The sequence below is a fragment of the Pantoea sp. SYBGC1 genome (assembly GCF_057197005.1).
The window spans coordinates 80,372-102,208 of sequence record NZ_JBXUNM010000007.1; the positions used below are offsets into that span (position 1 = coordinate 80,372).

17 protein-coding genes are annotated in these 21,837 nt (G+C 54.1%); 16 read left to right on the plus strand and 1 reads right to left on the minus strand.

Annotation, left to right across the window (positions count from 1 at the left end; all coding sequences use genetic code 11):
* Positions 1-914 precede the first annotated feature (914 nt).
* On the plus strand, positions 915-2,390 hold the full coding sequence (locus tag AC2CF9_RS12995; RefSeq protein ID WP_484557187.1) for a SulP family inorganic anion transporter: 1,476 nt from the start codon (positions 915-917) through the stop codon (positions 2,388-2,390).
* A gap of 220 nt (positions 2,391-2,610) precedes the next feature.
* Positions 2,611-4,029, plus strand: a complete 1,419-nt coding sequence (locus AC2CF9_RS13000) for a GGDEF domain-containing protein (protein ID WP_484557188.1) — start codon at positions 2,611-2,613, stop codon at positions 4,027-4,029.
* Between the two features lie 7 nt (positions 4,030-4,036).
* Here the strand turns inward: AC2CF9_RS13000 and ddlA are convergent, their stop codons facing one another.
* Positions 4,037-5,131 carry a D-alanine--D-alanine ligase gene (gene ddlA, locus AC2CF9_RS13005; protein ID WP_484557189.1) on the minus strand — a complete coding sequence of 365 codons (1,095 nt, stop codon included), beginning with the start codon at positions 5,129-5,131 and terminating at the stop codon, positions 4,037-4,039.
* Between the two features lie 413 nt (positions 5,132-5,544).
* Between ddlA and AC2CF9_RS13010 the strand changes: the two genes are divergently transcribed.
* From AC2CF9_RS13010 to AC2CF9_RS13075, 14 genes are all read left to right on the plus strand, one after another.
* Positions 5,545-6,249: an MgtC/SapB family protein gene (locus AC2CF9_RS13010; RefSeq protein WP_484557190.1), complete on the plus strand. Its 705-nt coding sequence runs from the start codon at positions 5,545-5,547 to the stop codon at positions 6,247-6,249.
* A gap of 332 nt (positions 6,250-6,581) precedes the next feature.
* Complete coding sequence (tssB, locus tag AC2CF9_RS13015) at positions 6,582-7,079, plus strand: type VI secretion system contractile sheath small subunit (protein WP_484557191.1); 498 nt, start codon at positions 6,582-6,584, stop codon at positions 7,077-7,079.
* 32 nt (positions 7,080-7,111) lie between these two features.
* On the plus strand, positions 7,112-8,659 hold the full coding sequence (gene tssC, locus AC2CF9_RS13020; RefSeq protein ID WP_484557241.1) for a type VI secretion system contractile sheath large subunit: 1,548 nt from the start codon (positions 7,112-7,114) through the stop codon (positions 8,657-8,659).
* 14 nt (positions 8,660-8,673) lie between these two features.
* On the plus strand, positions 8,674-10,011 hold the full coding sequence (tssK, locus tag AC2CF9_RS13025) for a type VI secretion system baseplate subunit TssK (protein ID WP_484557192.1): 1,338 nt from the start codon (positions 8,674-8,676) through the stop codon (positions 10,009-10,011).
* Positions 10,008-10,658, plus strand: coding sequence for a type VI secretion system protein TssL, short form (gene tssL, locus AC2CF9_RS13030; protein WP_484557193.1), 651 nt, complete (start codon positions 10,008-10,010; stop codon positions 10,656-10,658). Before tssK ends, tssL begins: the two co-directional genes overlap by 4 nt.
* On the plus strand, positions 10,658-12,304 hold the full coding sequence (locus AC2CF9_RS13035) for an OmpA family protein (RefSeq protein WP_484557194.1): 1,647 nt from the start codon (positions 10,658-10,660) through the stop codon (positions 12,302-12,304). Before tssL ends, AC2CF9_RS13035 begins: the two co-directional genes overlap by 1 nt.
* Positions 12,305-12,323: 19 nt before the next feature.
* The gene (locus tag AC2CF9_RS13040) at positions 12,324-12,815 is read left to right on the plus strand and encodes an Hcp family type VI secretion system effector (RefSeq protein ID WP_113655529.1); all 492 of its coding nucleotides are present in this window, start codon (positions 12,324-12,326) and stop codon (positions 12,813-12,815) included.
* Positions 12,816-12,869: 54 nt separating this feature from the next.
* Positions 12,870-13,178, plus strand: coding sequence for a hypothetical protein (locus AC2CF9_RS13045; RefSeq protein WP_304235850.1), 309 nt, complete (start codon positions 12,870-12,872; stop codon positions 13,176-13,178).
* 135 nt (positions 13,179-13,313) lie between these two features.
* On the plus strand, positions 13,314-15,917 hold the full coding sequence (gene tssH / locus AC2CF9_RS13050) for a type VI secretion system ATPase TssH (RefSeq protein ID WP_484557195.1): 2,604 nt from the start codon (positions 13,314-13,316) through the stop codon (positions 15,915-15,917).
* 6 nt (positions 15,918-15,923) lie between these two features.
* Positions 15,924-16,571: a hypothetical protein gene (locus AC2CF9_RS13055; protein ID WP_484557196.1), complete on the plus strand. Its 648-nt coding sequence runs from the start codon at positions 15,924-15,926 to the stop codon at positions 16,569-16,571.
* 33 nt (positions 16,572-16,604) lie between these two features.
* Positions 16,605-16,841: a hypothetical protein gene (locus tag AC2CF9_RS13060; protein ID WP_484557197.1), complete on the plus strand. Its 237-nt coding sequence runs from the start codon at positions 16,605-16,607 to the stop codon at positions 16,839-16,841.
* Positions 16,842-16,957: 116 nt separating this feature from the next.
* Positions 16,958-19,498, plus strand: a complete 2,541-nt coding sequence (locus tag AC2CF9_RS13065) for a type VI secretion system Vgr family protein (RefSeq protein ID WP_484557198.1) — start codon at positions 16,958-16,960, stop codon at positions 19,496-19,498.
* 2 nt (positions 19,499-19,500) lie between these two features.
* Entirely contained in the window at positions 19,501-21,084 is a 1,584-nt protein-coding gene (locus tag AC2CF9_RS13070) for a T6SS phospholipase effector Tle1-like catalytic domain-containing protein (RefSeq protein ID WP_484557199.1), read from the plus strand.
* Positions 21,081-21,728: a DUF2931 family protein gene (locus AC2CF9_RS13075; protein WP_484557200.1), complete on the plus strand. Its 648-nt coding sequence runs from the start codon at positions 21,081-21,083 to the stop codon at positions 21,726-21,728. The genes AC2CF9_RS13070 and AC2CF9_RS13075 overlap by 4 nt, the downstream gene beginning before the upstream one ends.
* Positions 21,729-21,837 lie beyond the last annotated feature (109 nt).

The window sequence follows — 21,837 nt, forward strand, 5'->3', positions numbered from 1 at the left end:
TGAACGTAACCGGCGACTGCGCACAGCTTACGTTAACCGGTACGTTTTTACAGCGCTCCGGCAGATATCTTTCTCATCACGGCTAACGTTATGCGTTCGGCTTATGACTGCCCCTATCGCAGCGCTGTGCTTCACGATGGCCTGCGCTGAGATTGCCGGGCAGAGCCGGAGTAACTGCATAAAAGAGTGGGACGGTAAATAATTTGACCGCTGAAAAAACATCCGCTGGCGCAGGGGATTACGTTTTACCGTCAGAGCCACGCATATTTACATTTTGCGTTAGCTGCCAGGCGCTGGTGGCATTTCACAATATATAACCTGATTTTACGCCAGCGATGGGTGAATAGTTCTGATTTCTTCCGCGCATTACAGATTATTGCGCTAAGCATTAATTTTAATAACTAAGAACTATCCTGGTTATAGTGCGATTATTCACCAGCGCGGTGCACGCTGCTGCCCGATAATATGTATATTTTTGTCAGCCGTCTTCGTACTTTATTTTTCATGAGTTCTTACCCATTGAAATATAATAGCTTTAACTAATTACCCTCTTTTAAATATGCTTGCTTAAACTGACTTATTAATTACTTTTCCTGACTTTTATTTTACAAAACGGCTGACGTCCCGCGGCGTTAAATAATAAAGATGCAACTTAAATCTTAAGCGGCTATAACCAATTTTTGTGAGGTAAAGCTGCTTTGTCCCCGCTGCGGAGGTTTACGGCCTCCTGCTCAGAGGGCGTTTATTATCTGCAAATCAGATACGCAGGCATAAAGAGAAGATGATTGTGATGATACAAAAACCGTTATCAGTGAAATATCGCGGCGCCGTTTTGCCGCGTCATAAATATAGCGCAGGTTGTGCTGAACACTACCCGCGTCATCTGTACCGCAATCAGCTGAGGATTATGTGCCATGAACGTTAAAACACTGCGGCAGGATATTCCGGCCGGGCTGGTGGTATTTCTGGTGGCGCTGCCGCTCTGCCTGGGTATTGCTCAGGCCAGCGGTCTGCCGCCTTTCGCCGGTCTGCTTACCGGTGTGATTGGCGGGCTGCTGGTAACCGCGCTGAGTCCGTCGCGTTTTGCGGTCAGCGGCCCGGCAGCAGGGCTGGTAACGATTGTGGTGGCGTCCATCCAGACGCTGGGCAGTTTTTCTGCTTTTCTGACCGCGCTGATTCTGGCAGGTGTCCTGCAGTGCCTGCTGGGCCTGCTGCGCGCCGGGCGGTTTATCGCGCTGGTGCCCGGCAGCGTGATTAAAGGCATGCTGGCCGCAATTGGCATTTTACTGATTATGCAGCAGATCCCGGTGGCGCTGGGCGCAGCCGGAGAGGGTGGGCTGGGGGCGCTGATGTCAGGCAATGTAGCGTTCTCAGCCAGTGCTATTGGGGTAGCAGCCGCGGGCCTGCTGACGCTCTGGCTCTGGACCACGCCGCTGGTTAAGTCAGTCAGAGTGCTCAGCTGGATCCCCGGTCCGCTGGTGGCGGTGCTGATTGGCTGTATGGCAACCTTCGCCGGAGACCAGCTCTTTCCGGCGCTGGGCGACGGGTTACCGCGTATCGTACTGCCTGCGTTTGACAGCCTTAGCGCGCTGGCCGCTGAGCTGGAAACGCCGGACTGGCTGGCGTGGCAAAATCCCGCCGTCTGGGTGGTAGCGGTCACGCTGGCGCTGGTCGCCAGCCTGGAGACGCTGCTTAGCCAGGAGGCGCTGAAAAAACTGCGTCCGCAGTATCCGGCTCCCTCGCCTGATAAAGAGATGGTGGCACAGGGAATAGGTAACTTAACGGCAGGACTACTGGGCGCAATGCCGATTACCGCCGTCATTGTCCGCAGTTCGGTTAACGTCAGCGTCGGTGCACAGAGTAAACTCTCAATTCTGATCCATGGCGTTCTGCTGCTGGTCTGCGGCCTGTGGTTCAGCTCGCTGCTCAACGCGATCCCGCTGGCCAGCCTGGCCGCCGTGCTGCTTTATACCGGCTACAAGCTGGCGACGCCGCGCCTGTTTGCTGAGCAGATCCGGATGGGGTGGTCGCAGTCGGTGCCTTTTCTGGCCACGATTGGCGGCATCATCCTGCTGGGGATGCTGGCCGGTATTTTCCTCGGGATCGCCGTGCAGATCCTCTGCAGCATCTATCAGAGTCACCGCAATGCGCTGCAGCTGACCCGCCATGACGATCACTATGTGCTGCGCTTTCATCAGAACCTGACCTTTATGCATAACCCTAAGCTGCAGGGCGTGCTGGCAGAAATTCCGGAGAACAGCCTGGTGATTGTGGAGCAGGGTAACGCTGAATATCTCGATCCGGATGTGAAAGCGGTTCTGCGTGACTTTGGTGAGAATGCGCCGGAGCGGGGCATACGGCTGAGCCAGTGGCCGGTAGCCGTTAAGTAAGTGATTATGCCCGGCAAAAATCGGATATCACGGGTAGACGGTTTTTGTTCGGGCGCGGCATAATCGGCGGCAGAACGTCTGCAGGCCGGATGCCTTAGCCAGCCGAACAGGAGAGTAAACCCGAACCTGTTCGCTGAATTGGCACCGCGCGATGTGATGTTCAATAAAAGGGGGTGCCACTGCAACGCGGCAACGATTTCAGGTTACAGGATGCGGATGAATGCGCGTTTCGCTGTTTGATGAACATAACGATAAGAAAAATGCTCTCACGCTGTTCTTAATTACGCTCTTTATCTGTTTTCTTGGCAGCCACCTGCGGGTTCCTGAAGAGTTTTCACTATTCTGGCCCGTCAATGCGCTGATTGCCGGGCTGATTGTCCGTCAGCCTTTTCTGCATACGCCCTCCAGCTATCTTGTTGCTCTGGCCGCGATGATTTTTAACGACACGGTCTTTTCAGGCTGGGCCTTTGCTGCTGTCACGATCAATATCGCCAATATTCTGTTTACGCTTGTCGCGGTCTGTATGCTGATCAGACCGTTGCAGACACCGGCTGCCAGCAGTCAGGTCGTCAACGCGATGCGCATTTTTCCCGCCTGTCTACTCGGGGCCGCTGCCTGTGCGACCTGGGGCGCCTGGGCGCAGGGCATCGATTTCAATGCGCGCTTTGTGGTCGCATGGGCTGACTGGTTCAGCGAACAGATCTCGACCTCGCTGATGCTGCTGCCCGTTATGCTGGCCCGCCCGCTGCGCAGCGTCTCTCTGCGTCAGCTGCTGACGCCGGCGACGCTGCTGCCGCTGCTCGCCGTGGTGCTGTCGCTGACGGCGGGCGCGCTGATTGGCGGTGCCGGCAGTCTGACCTTTCCGGTGCCGGCGCTGATCTGGTGTGCGATTGTGCTGCCTATGCCGGTCACCAGCGTGGTGATCCTGCTGACCGGTATTACAGAGATCGTGCTGGTTTCTCACGGCGTGATGAACATTCAGGGTAACGACGCGCTGTTGCCGATTGGCCACCTCACGTCGGCACGCCTCGGGGTGGCGACCGTTGCACTGAGCCCGCTGCTGGTAGCGGTCAGTATGGACGCTATCCGCCAGCTGAATCAGCGTCTGGCGCTGCGGGCAAACGTCGATGTGCTGACGCAGCAGCTGTCGCGCTCCGGCCTGTATGAACAGCTGAAACAGATGCCGTTTTCTCTGCAGCGCCATACCGGCGTGATCATGCTGGATGTCGATTACTTCAAAACCATTAACGACAACTTCGGACACGACGCCGGTGACAGCGTGCTGGAAGAGATTGGACGTCGCATTCAGCAGGTGGCGCAGCAGCAGGGCATGATCTGCCGCTTTGGCGGCGAAGAGTTTGTGATTGTGGTGTTTGATGCCGTGCCGGAACAGCTCTACCGGCTGGCGGAGTCCGTGCGTCAGGCGCTGGCGCGCGAAAAGTTCTGGATCAAAGGAAACAGCGTGACGGTGACGGCCAGCATGGGCCTTGCGTGGGATTGCGCGCGGCACGAGCGGGAGTGGCCGGAGGTGATCAACCGGCTGATTTCCGCAGCAGATAAACATCTCTATAGCGCCAAGCGCAACGGACGTAACCAGGTGGCGCCCGCCGCCGCGCTGAGCGCCAGTCATGTGGCCTGAGCGTTGCTTACATCGTGCTGGCTAAGCGCTGACGCTGCTGATGTCGCGCCTGCGCCAGCTCAATCAGGCGGCTGATCAGATCGCGATAGCTCAGATCCGCCGCCTGCCACAGCTTGGGATACATGCTGATATTGGTAAAGCCGGGCAGGGTATTCACTTCGTTCACCACGATCTCGTCGCGATCCGTCAGAAACACATCGACACGCGCCATGCCAAAACATTCGAGCGCTTTGAAGGCGGCCAGCGCGGTTGCCTGAATAGCCGCGCTGTTTTCCCGGCTGATGTTTGCCGGCACCACCACCTGCGCACCGCTGGCATTGATATATTTGGTGTCATAGGCGTAGAACGCATCCTGTACCACCACTTCACCGCACGGGCTCGCTTCCGGCGCGTCGTTACCCAGCACCGCGCACTCAATCTCACGCCCGTTAATCCCTGTTTCAATCAGGATTTTGCGGTCAAAACGGAACGCCAGATCGGCAGCAGCGTTAAACTCAGCGGCATCGGTAACTTTGCTGACGCCCACCGACGATCCCTGATTAGCCGGTTTGATAAACAGCGGCAGGCCCAGCTGCGCAATGACCGCTGCCGCGTCCAGCGTGTCGCGCTCTGCCTGCGTTACGCTGATCCACGGCGCAACGCGAAGGCCGGCATCACGCAGCAGACGCTTGGTAAAATCTTTATCCATGCTCACAGCGGATCCCAGTACATCCGAGCCGACAAACGGGACATCCGCCATGCGCAGCAGCCCCTGCAGTGAGCCATCTTCCCCCTGCGTACCGTGCACAATCGGAAAAATGACATCCAGATGCGGCAGCGGCTCCACCTGCTCACAGCCGATAAACTGCACCCGCTCACTTCCGGGTACCAGCGCCACGGCTTCTCCCTCCGGGTGCAGCGCAATGCGCGCCGGATCCGTAGCGTTGAGCAGAAAGCGGCCGGCGTCATAGCGCCGCCAGCGGCCCTGTTTATCAATGCCCAGCAGCACCGCGTCATACTTCTGCGGGTCCAGCGCATCCAGAATATTTTTTGCTGATTGTAATGAGACTTCATGCTCAGCAGATTTGCCGCCGAAGACAATCCCTACGCGCTGTTTTGCCATTGTTTCTTATCCGATTGCAGTTAAGCGAGCAGCTAAGATAGCACGCGTATTCCGGGTCAGGGGAGCGCAAATCGCATCAGAACGGCGTGCATGCTGCCGTGCTTCCGCTGTTGCAAAAAACGGTCAATCATCCCTAAACAGACGGGAAATCAGTTTGATTACGCGACTTCCTGTGCTTAAAATCGCGGCGGTTTATTTAACAGGAGCACTCTCTTGGACAACTGTCCCAAACGATCGCAAAAGGCCTCCGCGCTAAGATAGTGTTCCCGCTGTCTTAACCGCGCGTTGAGATGGCGTATTCCCTCCCGAATGGCCTCTGTTCACCTGCTGCCTCACGTGCAGCACGTCGCCCGCTGCGATCCACTCTTTCATTCTGAGCTGTTGTCAGCGTCTGCTGACGTGCGGAGGATAAAATGGACTGGAAAATTTTCCTGCTGCGGGTGGCTGCAGCACTGATTCTGGGCGCGCTGATCGGCAGCGAACGTCAGCTGCGGCAGCGCATGACCGGCCTGCGCACCAACGCGCTGGTCAGCACCGGCGCCTGCCTGTTTGTACTGATGACGCAGAGCGTACCCGGTATTGCCCATGACGCATCGCGCATCGCCGCCTACGTGGTTTCCGGCATCGGCTTTCTCGGTGGCGGCGTGATTATGCGTGATGGCCTGAACGTGCGCGGACTCAACACCGCTGCCACACTCTGGTGCACGGCGGCAGTAGGGGTGCTGTGCAGTATGGGGCTGCTGCTGGAGGCGGCTATCGGCACCCTGATCATCCTGTGCGCTAATATTCTGCTGCGCGAACTGACCCGGAGCATCAACCGTCAGACGCTGGTGCCGGCCGCCGAAGCGGTGCAGCACTATACGGTGCAGATCACCTGCCTGGCGCAGGATGAGGTGCAGGTGCGCAGCCTGATGCTGCACAGTTTAGGCAACAGCGATCTGCGCCTGCAGTCGCTGCAGAGTGAAGATATTGAAAGCTCACAGCGCATGATGGTCAGCGCCGAAGTGCTGGGTAAGCCCAATCTGACCCAGCAGCTGGAAAATCTTGTCAGCCGCATCAGCCTGGAGAAGGGCGTCAGTGCGGTGCGCTGGCAGGTGTGCGGTATGGAGCGCGATTAGCGGCGTCTGGTTTTACCTGCCTGCTAATTACTCTGAAGAACTGTTCCATAATGGAACAGTTAAAATATACTGATCAAGTTATCTGTGCAGAGGTCTCATAACCTGGTGAAGTAAAAAATACAATCGATTAATTTTAAGATAAATCTTAGCGATGTTTTAAAAATCAATTTCAATGACTTAAGTCGAATTTTCATTTTTTTGCCATAAAAATCAATCATAAGAATTTAACCCATGTGGTTGATTTATTAATCCGGCCTATTTTATATTCACGCCATATCCCTAAGGAGGCAGAGGGGTTATCTGTTTTTTTCGCCATTTTTACAGGAGTAAATATGAGCAATTCTTATCAAAACGAGATCCCTAAAGCACGTATTAATTTGCGCCTTGACCTGCATACCGGCGGGGCACAGAAGAAAACTGAGCTGCCGCTGAAACTGCTGGTGACAGGCGATTTCAGCAACGGCAGAGAAAAGCGCGTAGTTTCTGAACGCGAAAAAATCAGCGTCAACAAAAACAACTTTGACAGCGTGCTGAGCGAGTTTTCACCTGCGGTGCATTACGCCGTACCAGACGCCGTCGCCGCTGACGGTAGCGAACAACAGGTCAGCCTGACATTTCGCAGCATGAAGGACTTCGAGCCGGAACAGGTTGCCCGTCAAATCCCGCAGCTCAATGTGATGCTGGCCATGCGCAACCTGTTGCGCGATCTGAAATCCAACCTGCTCGACAATGCGACCTTTCGCAAAGAGTTTGAAACCATTCTCAGAGATCCGGCCCTGAGCCGCGAACTGCGCAGCGAGCTTGCTGCCCTCGCCAGCAACCGCGACTGAATTCTCCCCTTAACGGACTAATACGAGAGACAATCCTGATGTCAGTTCAGAATGAAACCCTGTCTGCGGGCCGTGCCGCTGTGGCGCAACGCCCGGCAGCAGAGGGCGTTTACGCCTCGCTGTTTGATAAAATCAATCTTAATCCGGTCTCTGAACTCAGCGATCTGAACGTCTGGCAGGATAGTCAGGCGCTGTCAGACGCCTCGGCCGATGAGCGCGTTACCGCGGCCATACAGGTGCTGCTTTCCCGTCTGAAAAGCAGCAACACTCAGGTTGAGAAACTCGACAAGCATCTGCTGGATCACCACATTGCTGAGCTTGATGCGCAGATTAGCCGTCAGCTGGATGCAGTGATGCACCATGAGGGGTTTCAGAAGGTTGAGTCGGTGTGGCGCGGCCTTAAATCCCTGGTAGATAAAACCGACTTTCGTCAGAACGTGAAGCTCGACGTGCTGGACATATCGAAAGATGACCTGCGCCAGGATTTTGAAGATGCGCCGGAAATAGCCCAGAGCGGTCTCTATTTGCAGACCTACGTTGCCGAATACGATACGCCAGGCGGTGAGCCGATTGGGGCAGTCATTTCAGCCTATGAGTTTGATGCATCCGCACAGGATATCGCACTGCTGCGCAACATCTCTAAAGTGGCCGCTTCTGCGCATATGCCGTTTATCGGTTCAGCAGGCCCGGCGTTCTTCCTGAAAGACTCCATGGAAGAGGTCGCGGCCATTAAGGATATCGGTAACTACTTCGATCGCGCTGAGTACATCAGGTGGAAATCTTTCCGCGAAACCGATGATGCCCGCTATATCGGCCTGACCATGCCGCGCGTGCTGGGCCGTCTGCCCTGGGGCCCCGACACCGTGCCGGTACGCAGTTTTAACTACGCGGAGGAGGTGAAAGGCCCGGACCACGAGAAATATCTGTGGGTAAACGCCGCATTCGCCTTTGCCGCAAATATGGTGAGAAGCTTCATCAGCAACGGCTGGTGCGTGCAGATTCGCGGTCCGCAGGCGGGCGGCGCAGTGGATGACCTGCCTATTCATCTTTACGATCTCGGCACCGGCAACCAGGTGAAAATCCCGTCAGAGGTGATGATCCCGGAAACCCGCGAGTTTGAATTCGCGAACCTCGGCTTTATTCCGCTCTCGTACTATAAGAATCGCGACTACGCCTGCTTCTTCTCGGCAAACTCTGCGCAGAAACCGGCGCTGTATGACACGGCTGACGCTACGGCAAACAGCCGTATCAATGCCCGCCTGCCCTATATCTTCCTGCTGTCGCGTATTGCGCACTACCTGAAGCTGATTCAGCGCGAGAACATCGGAACCACCAAAGATCGTCGCCTGCTGGAGCTGGAGCTCAATAACTGGATAAAAACGCTGGTGACGGAGATGACAAATCCGGGCGATGCGCTGCAGGCTTCGCACCCGCTGCGTGAAGCAAAAGTGGTGGTGGAAGACATTGAGGACAATCCAGGCTTCTTCCGCGTGAAGCTGTTTGCGGTGCCGCACTTTCAGGTGGAAGGCATGGACGTCAACCTGTCACTGGTATCCCGGATGCCAAAAGCGAAAGCGTAAGGCGGCCATCCGGAATGAAAATTTACCGCCCGTTATGGGAAGAGGGCGCGTTTCTGACGCCGCAGCAGTTCCAGCAGCAGGCGATGTGGGACGCGCACGTGGCCGGCACCGTCGCAGGTATGACGCTGGCCCATCCATGGGGAGTGCTGTGTGCAGAGTTCGATGACGGCGCGCTGGCTCTCGCAAAACTGAATGCAACGCGCATTGCCGTCCGCTTTACCGATGGCACGCTGGTTGATACCCGCCTGGCTGATGCGCTTCCGCCAGTCTGTGACTTAACGAACGTCACAGATCGGGAGTGTGTGGAGGTGTTACTGGCATTACCGCTTATCAACGCAAGCGGCGGTAATCTGGTCAGCGGTGCCGAAAGCGAGCGTCCGCGCCGCTGGGTCGCCGCCCGGGAGCGCGTGCAGGAACTGGCCGGTCATGAGATTACGGAGATGGCGGTGCAGCGTTATGCCCTGCGGCTGCGGCTGGCGCATCAGGAAAACGCCGCGTATCTGACCTGTCCGGTAGCCCGTCTGAAGCGCAATGCGCAGGGAGATTGGGTACGCGACGCGGCGTTTATCCCGCCCATGCTGGCACTGACTGCCTGTCCGGCGCTGGTTACGGGGCTGGGTGACCTGCTGCACCGCCTGCAGGCGCGGCGTCAGCATCTGATGCAGCTGCGCCGCGAAAGCAATGAGCGTATGGCGGACTTTGCCGTGTCCGACGTTTCCCTGTTCTGGCTGCTGAATGCGCTGAACAGCGCCGATCCGGTACTGACAGAGCTGCACCATTCGCCGTCACGTCATCCGGAACTGCTTTATCGCGAGCTGGTGCGGCTGGCGGGCAGCCTGCTGACCTTTTCCCTCAGCAACACGCCGGAGGAGATCCCACGCTACCGGCATGAGCTGCCGGAGCAGGTTTTCCCGCCGCTCTTTATGCTACTGGACACGCTGCTGGAGGCGAGTCTGCCTTCCCGCGTTATCACCATTGAGCTGGAGAATCAGGGCGTACTGTGGAAGGGAAAGCTGCACGATGCCCGTTTGCGCGAAGGGGCAGATTTTTATCTCTCTGTTCGATCATCCCTGCCAAATCACGAACTTCAGGCGCGTTTTCCGCTGCTGTGCAAGGCTGGCAGCCACGCTGACGTTTCTGAAGTGGTGAATATTGCTCTGAGCGGTATGACCATCCGCCCGCTACCCCATGTGCCTGCAGCTATTCCGCTGCGCCTTGAGAACCAGTACTTTGCGCTGGATCTTTCAACGAATGCGGCGAAAGCGATGCTAGCCTCCGGCGGCTGTACTTTTTATACCCCGGAATCGCTGGGTGAGCTGAAGCTGGAACTCTACGCGGTGCTGCGCTCATGAATGATCTTAACAGGCTGACGAAACGGCTCTTTTTTCAGGGCTGGCTGATGGTGAGTCAGCTGCGATGCGGGCAGCAAGTTGAAAACGGAGACGCGCTCTATCGCGAAGCGGTTAACTGGGTAAAGTCAGCCCGTGAAGCGCTGTCAGAGGGCGGAGTCAGCGAGGCCAGCTGCGACCATATGCTATATGCCTTCTGCGTGTTGCTGGATGAGGCGGTGCTGAACCGGAGAGTTCAGGATGATGGCTGGGCTCGCTGGAGCCGTGACCCGCTGCAGGTGCGTTTTTTTGGCTCCCTGAACGGCGGGGAAGCGTTATGGGATCGCATCCGTACCGTGTTGCATGAGCCAGCGCCGGAGATCGCCGTCCTGACCTGCTTTTATCGCACGCTGCAGCTGGGTTTCGTCGGACATTATCGCGCTCAGGATGATGAACGCCGTGAGGATGTGGTGAATGCGCTGGCTGCGCGGGTGCCGCCGTTTGCGCTGCCGGAAGATGCGCCGCTGGTTATCCGGCCTGCAGGTCTGCGCACGGGACGCCGCATTTACTGGCTGAGCTGGGGAGTGGCCGTGATGCTGCTCGCCGGACTCTGGTTCGTGCTGGAGTCAGCGCTGGCAGATATGGTGTCGCACATTGCAGGGGCTCAGTAATGTTCCGCCCCGATTCACGTCAGGGCCTGGCGCTGCTGGGGAGCGGGCTTGCCCTGCTGCTGGTAGGGGAGTACTGGGGACTGAAGCCGCTGAACAGGGCGGTGTTCTGCGGGCTGATACTGCTGGTATCTGCGTTTATTCTGTGGCGGTTGCCGCGGTTCACCTCTGCCAGTCACTCTGCTGCGGATGCCAGCCTGCCACCTGATACCTGGCGCCGGCCGGTAATCCTTGTGACAGGAGACACCGCGCCGCTGTTTGGCGATCGGGACCACCATGAAACCGGGCAGGGATGGTATCTGATCGTTCGCCAGCCCGGTGAGTTATCCGCGCTGGCGGAACGGCTGGTGCTTCACTCTCCGTCACTGGTGCCGCAGCTGTCAGTGATGCTGGCCATCGTCCCCGGACTGCACACCTCCGCAGAGACATTTAGGCAGCAGCAGTGCGCGTGGCTGCGGGCATGTCTGCAGTGCCGCCGCGTGCTGAGCGGACTGCCGCCGCTCCGGACGGTGATATGGAGTCCGTCCGGAGATAGCGGCACATACTGGTTCAGCCTGACGGCCGACCATTCAGAGCTGCAGTTTCATCCGGACAAGCGTGCCCGCCTTTCACTGAGTGAATGGGCAGCACAGGATGCGCACTCTGTTCACCACGCGCTCAGGCTGCAAAGCGTGATGCAGTGGTATGCAGGACAGCTTGCAGCTTCGCACTCAGCGCGCCCCTGCCAGATCGGTCTCTGCCTGACGCCAGCGCCGGCGCCGGCGGACAACCTGTGGCAGCAGCATATCGCCGGGCTGACCACGCTTTCACCTGAAAACACGCTATCCCCGCTTTCACTGCCGCTGCCGGATCGCCTTCTGTCCGGCATAGCGCGGCGGCCGGGTATCAGCCGCTGGCTGCGTACGGTGCGTATGGCTGGCCTGATGCTGGGTCTGTTTCTGGCACTGGCCATGCTTTTTTCTTTCATTCACAACCAGCGCCTTATACGGAGCGTGACCGATCACCTTGCCCTGTGGCGCAGCCTGCCTGATGAAGCCATGGCGGCGAAAACGCTTGCGCGCAATGCGCTTATTCGTGACCGCACGCTGCTGGATGAGTGGCTGCGCAGCGGCGAGCCGATGCGGTTTGGTATGGGGCTCTATCAGGGCATGCGGCTGACCGCACCGGTGAATGCGGCCATTCACCGCTGGGCACCACCTCCGGCGCCGACCCCGGTTATCCGGCAGGTCGTACAGGGGCCAAAAACGGTGCGCCTTGACAGCCTGTCGCTATTTGAATCGGGCAGCGCGACGCTAAAAACGGATTCCGGCAAGGTGCTGATCCACGCGCTGGTGAATATCAAAGCCCGCCCCGGCTGGCTGATTGTGATAGCCGGCCACACCGACAGTACCGGCAGTGCACAAGGTAATCAGCTGCTCTCACTGAGACGCGCCGAAGCCGTGCGCAACTGGATGCGCGACACCGGCGACGTGCCGGAGAGCTGTTTTGCGGTGCAGGGCTACGGTCATGACCGCCCGCTTTCCGCCAACGACACGGCGGCGGGGCGCGCGCGCAACCGTCGCGTCGAAATCAGTCTGGTACCGCATGCTGACGCCTGTCACGCAGCGGACGGACTCATCCGGTCATCACAGGATGATGGCCATTCTTAATCTGAAAAGGAGCAATACCATGGCAATTCCGGTTTATCTGTGGCTGAAGAATGATGGCGGAGCGGACATCAAAGGATCTGTAGATGTGAAGAGTCGCGAGGGCAGCATTGAGGTGGTGGCACAGGAGCATAACCTGTACATCCCTACCGACAACAATACCGGCAAGCTGACCGGCACCCGCATTCATACGCCCTTTCTGCTCACTAAAGAAATCGACGCGTCAAGTCCCTATCTCTACAAAGCGGTAACCACCGGACAGACCCTGAAATCGGCGGAGTTCAAATGGTATCGCATCAATGACGCGGGTCAGGAAGTTGAGTACTTCAACACAAAGCTTGAGAACGTAAAGGTGGTGAAGGTGAATCCGGTGATGCATGACACCAAAGATCCGGCAAAGGAGAAGCACAACCATCTGGAGCACGTTGAGCTGCGCTACGAAAAGATCACCTGGACCTATAAAGAAGGCAACATCATCCACTCCGATTCCTGGAACGAACGCGCTACCGCGTAACTGATTCACCCTGCTCAGGGCGTTGTGCTCTGAGCACCTGCAAATGGAGGCGTTATGTCGCATCTCGCTAACTGGGCAACCAACTGGCAGAAAGATCCGCGTTTCAGCAAGAACTATACGGAACGCCTGATTGAAAAAGCGTGTGCCATCGATTCTCAGCTTAATGATGCTTACTGCAGCGGTACGCTCAAGGTGATTGCCGGGCCACACCGGAAAGCGGGGCCAAATGGCGGCGGTGATGCCCGCTGGCATATGACACTGCAACCGGATACGGGCAGCTCCTGCTGGCACGTCATTCTGGATAACAGCGTCACCCGGCCTATTGATGTCAATAAAAGAGAGCACCTCGGCCACAGTTTTTAACCCCCTGTGGCGACACCTGTCGCCACGTTTAGTGAGCGTTTTTACATCATGCGCTCAGACAATCCTGTTTTTAAGCCTTATGGGCCTCGGTGAACGGCCAGGGGCGGTAGCGTGCCTGAAACGGAGAGAAAATATATGGAACATGCGTCTGCAGCACTGCTGCGCCGGCTTAACCCTTTCTGCGCGCGTGCGCTGGAGGCCGCCGCCTCGCTGTGCCAGACCCGCGCACATGCAGAAATCTTACCTGAGCACTGGCTGCTTAAACTGCTGGAGCAGGGAGAAGGGGACATCACGGTCATTGCGCGTCGCTACGAGTGGGACATGGATGGCGTCTGGCAGGATCTGCTGAGCTTTCTCAACGATCGGCCACGTCAGGTGTGTGGCCGGCCAGCGCTGTCGGCCCGCCTGCACCATCTGCTGAAGGAGGCCTGGCTTGCTGCCTCGATGGCCGGGGAGGAGCGTATCCGCAGCCTGCATCTGCTGCTCGCCATGGCCGATCATCATGCGCTGATGTGCTGTGCTGCACTCTGGCCTGTTCTTACCCTGGATCGGCCCCGGATAACGGCGCTGCGTCCGCTGCTGGATGCGCAATCGGACGAAAACCAGGCGGAGCCGCAGCGTATACCGGATATCACCGTTCAGCCGTCCGATCTTACCGGAGAAAAAAAATCCGCTGCCTCAGAGGCGCTACGCCGCTTTACCCGCGACATGACTGCTGATGCGCGCGACGGAAAGATCGACCCGGTATACGGGCGCGATAATGAAATCCGCCAGATGGTGGATATTCTCTCCCGCCGCCGCAAGAACAACCCGATTCTGGTAGGCGAGCCGGGCGTGGGCAAAACTGCGCTGGTAGAAGGACTGGCGCTGCGCATAGCCGAAGGCAACGTGCCGGAGAGTCTGAGCAGGGTCAGCGTGCGCACGCTTGATCTCGGCAGACTGCAGGCGGGCGCGGGCGTGAAGGGCGAGTTTGAGCTGCGCCTCAAAAACATCATCACTGAGGCACAGCAGGCGGAGCAGCCGGTACTACTGTTCATTGATGAAGCGCACACCCTTATCGGCGCCGGGAATCAGGTCGGTGGCGCAGATGCGGCTAATCTGCTCAAACCCGCGCTGGCGCGTGGCGAGCTACGCACCATCGCGGCTACCACCTGGAGCGAGTACAAGCAGTACTTTGAAAAGGACGCCGCGCTGGAGCGTCGCTTTCAGAGGGTAAAAGTTGATGAACCGGATGATGAAACCGCCTGCCTGATGCTCAGAGGCCTGAAATCGCGTTACGCAGAGCATCATGACGTACATATTACCGATGCCGCCATCCGCGCGGCCGTTACGCTTTCCCGGCGTTACCTGATCGGACGACAGCTGCCCGATAAGGCCGTAGACCTGCTGGATACCGCGAGCGCCCGCGTACGTATGAGTCAGGATACGGTGCCGGAAGCCATCACGCAGTTACGTGCCCGCACGGACGCGCTGAACCTTGAAAAACGCGCCATTCTGGATGATGAAGCGCTGGGCGGTCCCATTCAGGCAGGGCGCATGCATGACATTCTGAGCGAGCTGGTCCGCGCTGAGGAACGCCTTGAACAGCTGGAGCTGCGTTACCAAACCGAGCGCGAAATGATGGAGACGCTACTGGCCTGTCGTCAGGACACAACGCAGAACGCCAGGCGTGGCACGTTACACTCTGCCCTGCAGACGCTGCAGCAGGGTGAGCCGCTGATAACGCTGGACGTAGACGCGCGTACGGTAGCGGGCGTCATTGCCGACTGGACTGGCGTACCGATCTCTTCCTTAATGAAGAATGAGCAGACGGCGCTGCTGACGCTGGAAAAGACGCTGGAAACCCGCGTGGCAGGCCAGCCGGCAGCGCTGAATGCCATCGCACAGCGACTGCGGGCCTCTAAAACCGGTCTGACAGCTGAGAACGGTCCGCTGGGCGTGTTTTTGCTGGTGGGCACCAGCGGCACCGGCAAAACAGAGACGGCGCTGGCGCTGGCTGACACGCTGTACGGCGGCGAAAAGTCGCTGATCACCATTAATCTCTCTGAGTACCAGGAGGCGCATACGGTAAGCCAGCTCAAGGGCTCACCGCCGGGCTACGTGGGCTACGGACAGGGCGGCGTACTGACGGAAGCAGTGCGCCAGCGCCCGTATAGTGTGATCCTGCTTGATGAGGTGGAGAAAGCGCACCGCGACGTGATTAACCTGTTTTATCAGGTATTTGACCGGGGCTTTATGCGCGATGGCGAGGGACGGGAAATTGATTTCCGCAATACGGTTATCCTGATGACCTCCAATCTCGGCAGCGATGCGCTAATGCGGTTGCTCAATGAACAGCCGGACGCCAGCGAGGCGGATCTGCAGCAACTGTTGCGCCCGATTATCCGCGACCATTTCCAGCCGGCACTGCTGGCCCGCTTCCAGACGGTCATTTTCCGTCCGCTGAGCCGTGACACAATGCGTATCATCGTTAAAAAGAAGCTTGAAAAGGTCAGAGAGCGCCTGCTGCGTCACTACGGTCTGCACACGGATATCACAGACGCGCTCTGTGATGCCCTTACCGCCGCCTGCTTGCTGCCGGATACCGGCGCGCGCAACGTTGACAGTCTGCTCAGTCAGCAGGTTTTGCCGATTGTGAGCAGGCAAATCCTCGCCTGGCAGGCGGCGGGCTCTTGTCCGCAGCAGCTATCTATGACGTGGACAGAAGATGAAGGTTTCGTGCTGGTGTTTAGAGAATAGTAACTTATGGACAGTACAAAAAAGATTGCCAGAGATATGCTTGATGCGATCAATCTTGATGACTCAGGACTATTGGTGAATTTCACCAAAGGATTTATTTCTTTTTCGGTGAGTATGGCTTACCTGAGTTATGATTACATAGATACTCAACATCGCAGAAATAACAGTAATGATAAATATCGGATAGCAGGGTTAGTTAAGCGGGGCGTTTTCAGGAAAGAGATTGTTGAGAAAGTTGTCAGCGTTTTTATTGATGATTTCACTTCAAGAATCAATTTTGAAAAGGCAAGAGACGTTGCAGACAAAACTGGCGCTAATATTATGGGCCGATTGTCTTTCTCCCATCTGACAGGTATCAATCTGGGGCGTGCTCTGACAGCTAATGTTACAAATGCTATATTCGCTGGCACGATAATTGGTTCACTATTATACCTTGGTAGCGAAGCATCGAGAGCAATTTATACAGCAAGAAATCTGGAGTCAGCTAATCCGGTCATTTACTCCAGACTAAGACGCATGGGCGATCTGGATTTACTCTATTTTATTGTTAAGGATACCGTTGCTCCTTTTGAAAGAGCCTGCGATATACATAAAGAAAATCCTCCTGAGTTTGACGAGTTATGTAGACATTTTTTTAATGGTTTAAAAGGTTAAGTTTATCTGCCTGAGAGTATGGTAAGAGGAGTCATGAAAAATTCTTTGATAAAATGCATAGGCTTAACTTTGGCATCACTCGCTGTCAGGGCAATAGGCTCAATGCTGATGGCGACAGGTTTGGTTATGTCAGTCTGGTATATTTTCTTTTCAACTAGCGATTATCGCTATGTCATAATTGCTATTTTTTTCTTGCCAGTATGCGCAGGTTATAGATTGATTAAATATAGCTTTGAGAAAATGCATAATGAATTTGATATTCACTATTAAATTTTTCTCATACAGAAATTTAATTATCTAAACATTTCAGCTGACCTGCGTTTTCCCGCCGGCTATGAAAGCACACAGGCACTCCCGGTGGGAATTGATCTTATCATGGAGGATAAATGGTCTCTTATAATAATCTCATTAAGTCTTCTCCGCTTTCACTCAATCGATTTTATCTGGAAATTCCTGACTGCCTCTTTCAAATGGATGTCGAAGAATTTGATGCTCAGGAGGGGTTGAGTGAAATCTATCGCTATACAATCAGGTTTACCAGCGACGAGTCAAATATTCCTCCTCAGGAAATGCTATGTAAACATATCTGGCTGTATATGTACGACATGCCAGGTGCGCGGGATAAAATGCTGCGTTTGAAAACGCGAAAAACTGTGCATGGCATTGTTACTGGTTTTCGACGATTGCAAAGCTCCGTCGATCAGGTTTTGTATGAAGTGGAGATAAAACCCTTCATTGCATTACTTGATAAAAATTTCCGCACTCATCGTTTTTTTGTTAATAAATCCGTTACTGAAGTCGTTTCTCAGATATTAGCAGAACATGGCATGGAGAGCTGGCAATATCAATTCAGTCTGAGGCGAGATTATCCGAGGCGTGAACAAATCAATCAGTATCAGGAAAGCGACCTTGCTTTTATCCAGCGGATATTAGCTGAGGTCGGAATTTTCTACTATTTCCGGTTGCAGGAAGAAGTATGTACTGAGGTTATTCATTTTGGCGATAGTCAGTCAGCATTTGAAGCGGGAAAAGTATTACTTTTCACCACGCCCTCAGGCATGGAGGATGGAGGCGTCGAATCAGTCTGGAGCTTAAACCAGCAGCATCATATTGTACAAAAAAGCGTGACGACGAAAGATTATAATCATCGCGCAGCACAGTATATTTTGCGTTCTGAAGAAGCCGATATGATGCGGGGGGATGGCGACAAAATAAATTACGGGAAGGCTTATCATTATCGCGCCCGACATCTTCAGGCAGGCGATAAAATGTTTCCCTCTGCGGAAACCGCCAATTTCTATGCGCAACTCGATCACGAACGGTTTCTGGCTGCCCAGTCTGTTATCGTGGGCACAAGCAGCGATCCTGGCCTTGCTGCAGGGCAGGTTATTAGTGTAACCGACAATAATATTCCCCCTTCTTTGCCGGAACAGCTTCTCAATCCACTTGTTATGGTCAGACTGGGGTTTGTTGCCAGCAGAAAGTCAGCAATGCGCGTAACGCTTAGCGCCGTTCCCTATAGTGAAACCCTCTGCTGGCGTCCTGATTTACTTGAGCGCCCAAAAGTCAGCGGCACCATGACGGCGCGCGTGACCAGCGCGAAAGATAACGATATCTACGCCTGGCAGGATGCAGCGGGATTATACCGCGTGGTGTTTGACGCCGACGAGGAGAGCCGGGAGCGCGGTCTGGAGAGCATGCCTGTTCGGCTGGCGAAACCCTACGGCGGCGATATGTATGGCTTCCACTTCCCGCTAATACAGGGCACTGAGGTAGCGATAGCGTTCCGCGAAGGCGATCCGGACCAGCCTTATATCGCGCACGCGTTACACGATTCAAGGCATGTCGATCACGTCACTGAAGAGAACAGCACGCGCAACGTCATCCGTACGGCAGGCCTTAACAAGCTGCGTATGGAGGATAAGCGCGGTGAGGAGCACATCAAGCTCAGCACGGAGTATGGCGGGAAGACGCAGCTGAATCTGGGACATAACGTTGACGCGAGCAGGGTTCTTCGTGGTGAGGGGGCTGAATTACGCACCGACAAGTGGGTAACAGTTCGTGGCGGAGCCGGTGTATTCATCAGTGCAGACAGCCAGCCATATGGCAGCGACAAAATGCTCTCTATGAAAGAGGCTGAGGCACAGCTTGAACATGCATTGAGTATTGCCAGAAGCCTGTCAAATGCGGCAGAAGGTGCGCAGGCATATCCAGCGGATATTCAAAGCCAGAAATTAATGACAGACGCATTGACAGAACTGGTACAGCCAGGGATGGTATTGAATGCACCACAGGGAATAAGTATCAGCAGTCCGGAAGGCGTACGCGTCTCCTCGGGAAGCGCCAGCGTAAGGATCGTAGCGCAAAAAAATGCTGATATCAGTGTGATAAAGCGCTTTACGGTAGCGGCAGGTGAAGCCATTAGTTTGCTGGCTCGCCAGGCTGGTATGAAACTATTTGCGGCGAAAGGAAAAGTTGAAATCCAGGCGCAGGATGATGCGCTGGACGTCATAGCGAAGAAAGATGTCACCGTAACCACCACCGAAGGTAAAATTAATATTACAGCAACAACGGAACTGGTCATTAACTGCGGCGGTGCTTACATCAGGTTAAGTGACGGAAATATTGAACTGGGCTGCCCGGGAAATATTCTGCTGAAATGTGCCAATGTGCAGAAAATGGGAGCAGCTTCTGTAGACACTCCTGCTCCTGAATTTCAAAAAGGCTATGGCGGTGTTTACTCCCTGACTGACGAAGCAGGCAATATTATCCCCCGGACTGAATATAGGGTAACAACTGCTGATGGGCAGGTATTCCATGGAGTGTCAGATGACAGCGGAAAGACGTTGCCGATATATACCGCAATGCCTGGGAAATTAAAAATTGAGATCCTTGGCACTGGCAATTCAGTAGCAGGGAGTAAATAACCATGCCTGATTATCATGCATGGGAAGCCACTGAATGCGAGCATTTTACTGATGTAAACATTTCAGAGAAAAAAGTTGTCTGTAAGCGTAAGCCTGTTCCAGGAATAACAATTATTATTGGGGTTTTCTTTGATGGTACGGGAAACAACACATTTAACACTCAGAACCGCATTCTGGAGTCATGTTCTCATCTTGATGTTGGAATGAAGGCAGAAGATGCAAAAGCTTGCGCCAGGAAACTGGGCTGGAATGTCAGCAGTGCCGGAAGTTATATTGGGTATTATTCTAATATCCACTGGCTGAATACGCTTTACGCTACCGATGACGAAGTGATTGAGGGGCAGGCAGTTTATCAACGAGCAGTCTATGTACAGGGCATTGGTACTGTCAGAGGTAGTAGCGATAGCTCGATAAGTATGGCGACAGGCGGCTGGTTTTATGGCGTAGTTGATAAATCTGATGAAGGCGTCGCTCTTATCACTGAGCAAATTTCGAAATTCCTGGAGCTTAACCAGGAAGTAAATTTTGCAATTGAGAAAATTCAGTTCGATGTTTTTGGATTTAGTCGTGGAGCAGCAGCAGCCCGCCACTTTGTAAACCGTGTAAGAAACGACGATAAAGCCATACGGCTGGCAATAGCTAAAGGGCTGGGCGGTCGAAATCACCATGGTAAACCTGCAGGAGAAACCCGCTTTCTGGGGTTATTTGATACTGTGTGCGCGGTAGGTACGGTAAGTAATTTATTTGATGTACATAATGGTGTGAACCCTGGCGTTGAGCTGGATTTACCTCCAGGTATTGCACAGAAAGTCTTTCAAATTACGGCGATGCATGAGTGCCGCTACAACTTTAGTCTTAACAGCATCAGGGAATCGTGGCCGGAACTGGCCCTGCCAGGCGTGCATTCAGATATCGGCGGTGGCTATAACCCGAGGGAAAAAGAATATCTTTACCTGACCGAACCCCGGAACGAAACTGTTAATGAAGGTATTTCTTCTGAAATGACCAATGTCTATCGGCGTTCAGTGGCAGAAATATCCAATCTCAATAGTAATCCATTGTTAAGTGCAATAATTCCGAACGGTGAGGTAAAGACAGAGACCTGGTATGACTATCTGGTCAACGAGGATAAAAAACGTGGTGGCACCCTACAAAAACGTGTTGGGGCGGCAATAACTATTGAGAGAGTAGTGACTAATGACTGGAGCAAAGTGAGTTTACGGGTAATGCTGGACGCGGCTCAGGAGGCAGGAGTAATGATGAAAGAAATTGAACCTACAAATGAATATTTGAATTTACCGGATGATCTTATCTTCTTATGCCAAAAAGCAATTAATCAAGGAAAGGAAGTAAGAATAGGCAATCACCCAATGCCATTTGTCTCATCAGAACTAAAATTGATTGGAAAGTATATTCACTGCTCCGCTCACTGGAACCCTGTAGTTGTTAAAGATGTCTGGCTAGACGGGAAGAAAGTAAAAACTATCTATGGCGCTGTCAAATCATCTGATTTGTTTTTTTATATCAATCGTCCGAATCCCGGCTGGGTTCGCGCTGTGTGGAATATGCAGGGAGGAAAATCATGAGATTAATTACCAGACCAATTCAGCTTTTATTGCTTGTGTGTACTGCTACCGCCTGTACCAGCAATAAACCTGACAGTTACAAGACTCCCTGGGAGAGGTGGTATTTTGCTTTTACCACCCCTAAATCTCTGCCGGCACAGGTAACATTGTTAAAGCTGCTGGACATAGATGGCTATGCATCTACATATCGGACTATTGATCAACCTCGGGGTATCAGCACAGGACGCTGGAGTGAAAAGAATTCAGCAGGAAATACGCAATTTAACCAGGCAAAAAGATTGCCGCAAATAATGATGTTTTGCTGGGATTCAATAATTGATAAGAAAACTTACCAATCCACTCTGTTTTTCACTCAGGATACATGGAAAAAAATGATTAGCCCCTATCCTGATGTCTTAGAGCCGGGAAAAAATGCATACCGCCAGACGATGCTGATAGGTCTGGCGCCTGAGGGGAAAGTCCGCGTCTGGCTGAGGCAATATGGTCATTCAGATATCCCATTAATCGATACAGAAATAATAACTGTTTCAGATAAAGAACTGGATATGTGCAAAGGTGTCACAGGAAGTGATTTTTCCTATGGTTACAGCAATGAAACAAAAGCGTTTATTTCAAATAAAAAATACCCTTATGGCTCTTGGTAAATTTGATTAAATGCGGTTTGATTATTCATTCAATATATTATTATTTCTTGGCTCTCAGCCTGCGATAATAAGGTGAGTGTGAAAAATATACCCAAGTTAATTTCGGTTT

Coding starts and splice junctions, on each gene's coding strand:
- AC2CF9_RS12995 (WP_484557187.1), top strand. CDS start 915: ATGAACGTTAAAACACTGCGGCAGGATATTCCGGCCGGGCTGGTGGTA.
- AC2CF9_RS13000 (WP_484557188.1), top strand. CDS start 2,611: ATGCGCGTTTCGCTGTTTGATGAACATAACGATAAGAAAAATGCTCTC.
- ddlA (WP_484557189.1), bottom strand. CDS start 5,131: ATGGCAAAACAGCGCGTAGGGATTGTCTTCGGCGGCAAATCTGCTGAG.
- AC2CF9_RS13010 (WP_484557190.1), top strand. CDS start 5,545: ATGGACTGGAAAATTTTCCTGCTGCGGGTGGCTGCAGCACTGATTCTG.
- tssB (WP_484557191.1), top strand. CDS start 6,582: ATGAGCAATTCTTATCAAAACGAGATCCCTAAAGCACGTATTAATTTG.
- tssK (WP_484557192.1), top strand. CDS start 8,674: ATGAAAATTTACCGCCCGTTATGGGAAGAGGGCGCGTTTCTGACGCCG.
- tssL (WP_484557193.1), top strand. CDS start 10,008: ATGAATGATCTTAACAGGCTGACGAAACGGCTCTTTTTTCAGGGCTGG.
- AC2CF9_RS13035 (WP_484557194.1), top strand. CDS start 10,658: ATGTTCCGCCCCGATTCACGTCAGGGCCTGGCGCTGCTGGGGAGCGGG.
- AC2CF9_RS13040 (WP_113655529.1), top strand. CDS start 12,324: ATGGCAATTCCGGTTTATCTGTGGCTGAAGAATGATGGCGGAGCGGAC.
- AC2CF9_RS13045 (WP_304235850.1), top strand. CDS start 12,870: ATGTCGCATCTCGCTAACTGGGCAACCAACTGGCAGAAAGATCCGCGT.
- tssH (WP_484557195.1), top strand. CDS start 13,314: ATGGAACATGCGTCTGCAGCACTGCTGCGCCGGCTTAACCCTTTCTGC.
- AC2CF9_RS13055 (WP_484557196.1), top strand. CDS start 15,924: ATGGACAGTACAAAAAAGATTGCCAGAGATATGCTTGATGCGATCAAT.
- AC2CF9_RS13060 (WP_484557197.1), top strand. CDS start 16,605: ATGAAAAATTCTTTGATAAAATGCATAGGCTTAACTTTGGCATCACTC.
- AC2CF9_RS13065 (WP_484557198.1), top strand. CDS start 16,958: ATGGTCTCTTATAATAATCTCATTAAGTCTTCTCCGCTTTCACTCAAT.
- AC2CF9_RS13070 (WP_484557199.1), top strand. CDS start 19,501: ATGCCTGATTATCATGCATGGGAAGCCACTGAATGCGAGCATTTTACT.
- AC2CF9_RS13075 (WP_484557200.1), top strand. CDS start 21,081: ATGAGATTAATTACCAGACCAATTCAGCTTTTATTGCTTGTGTGTACT.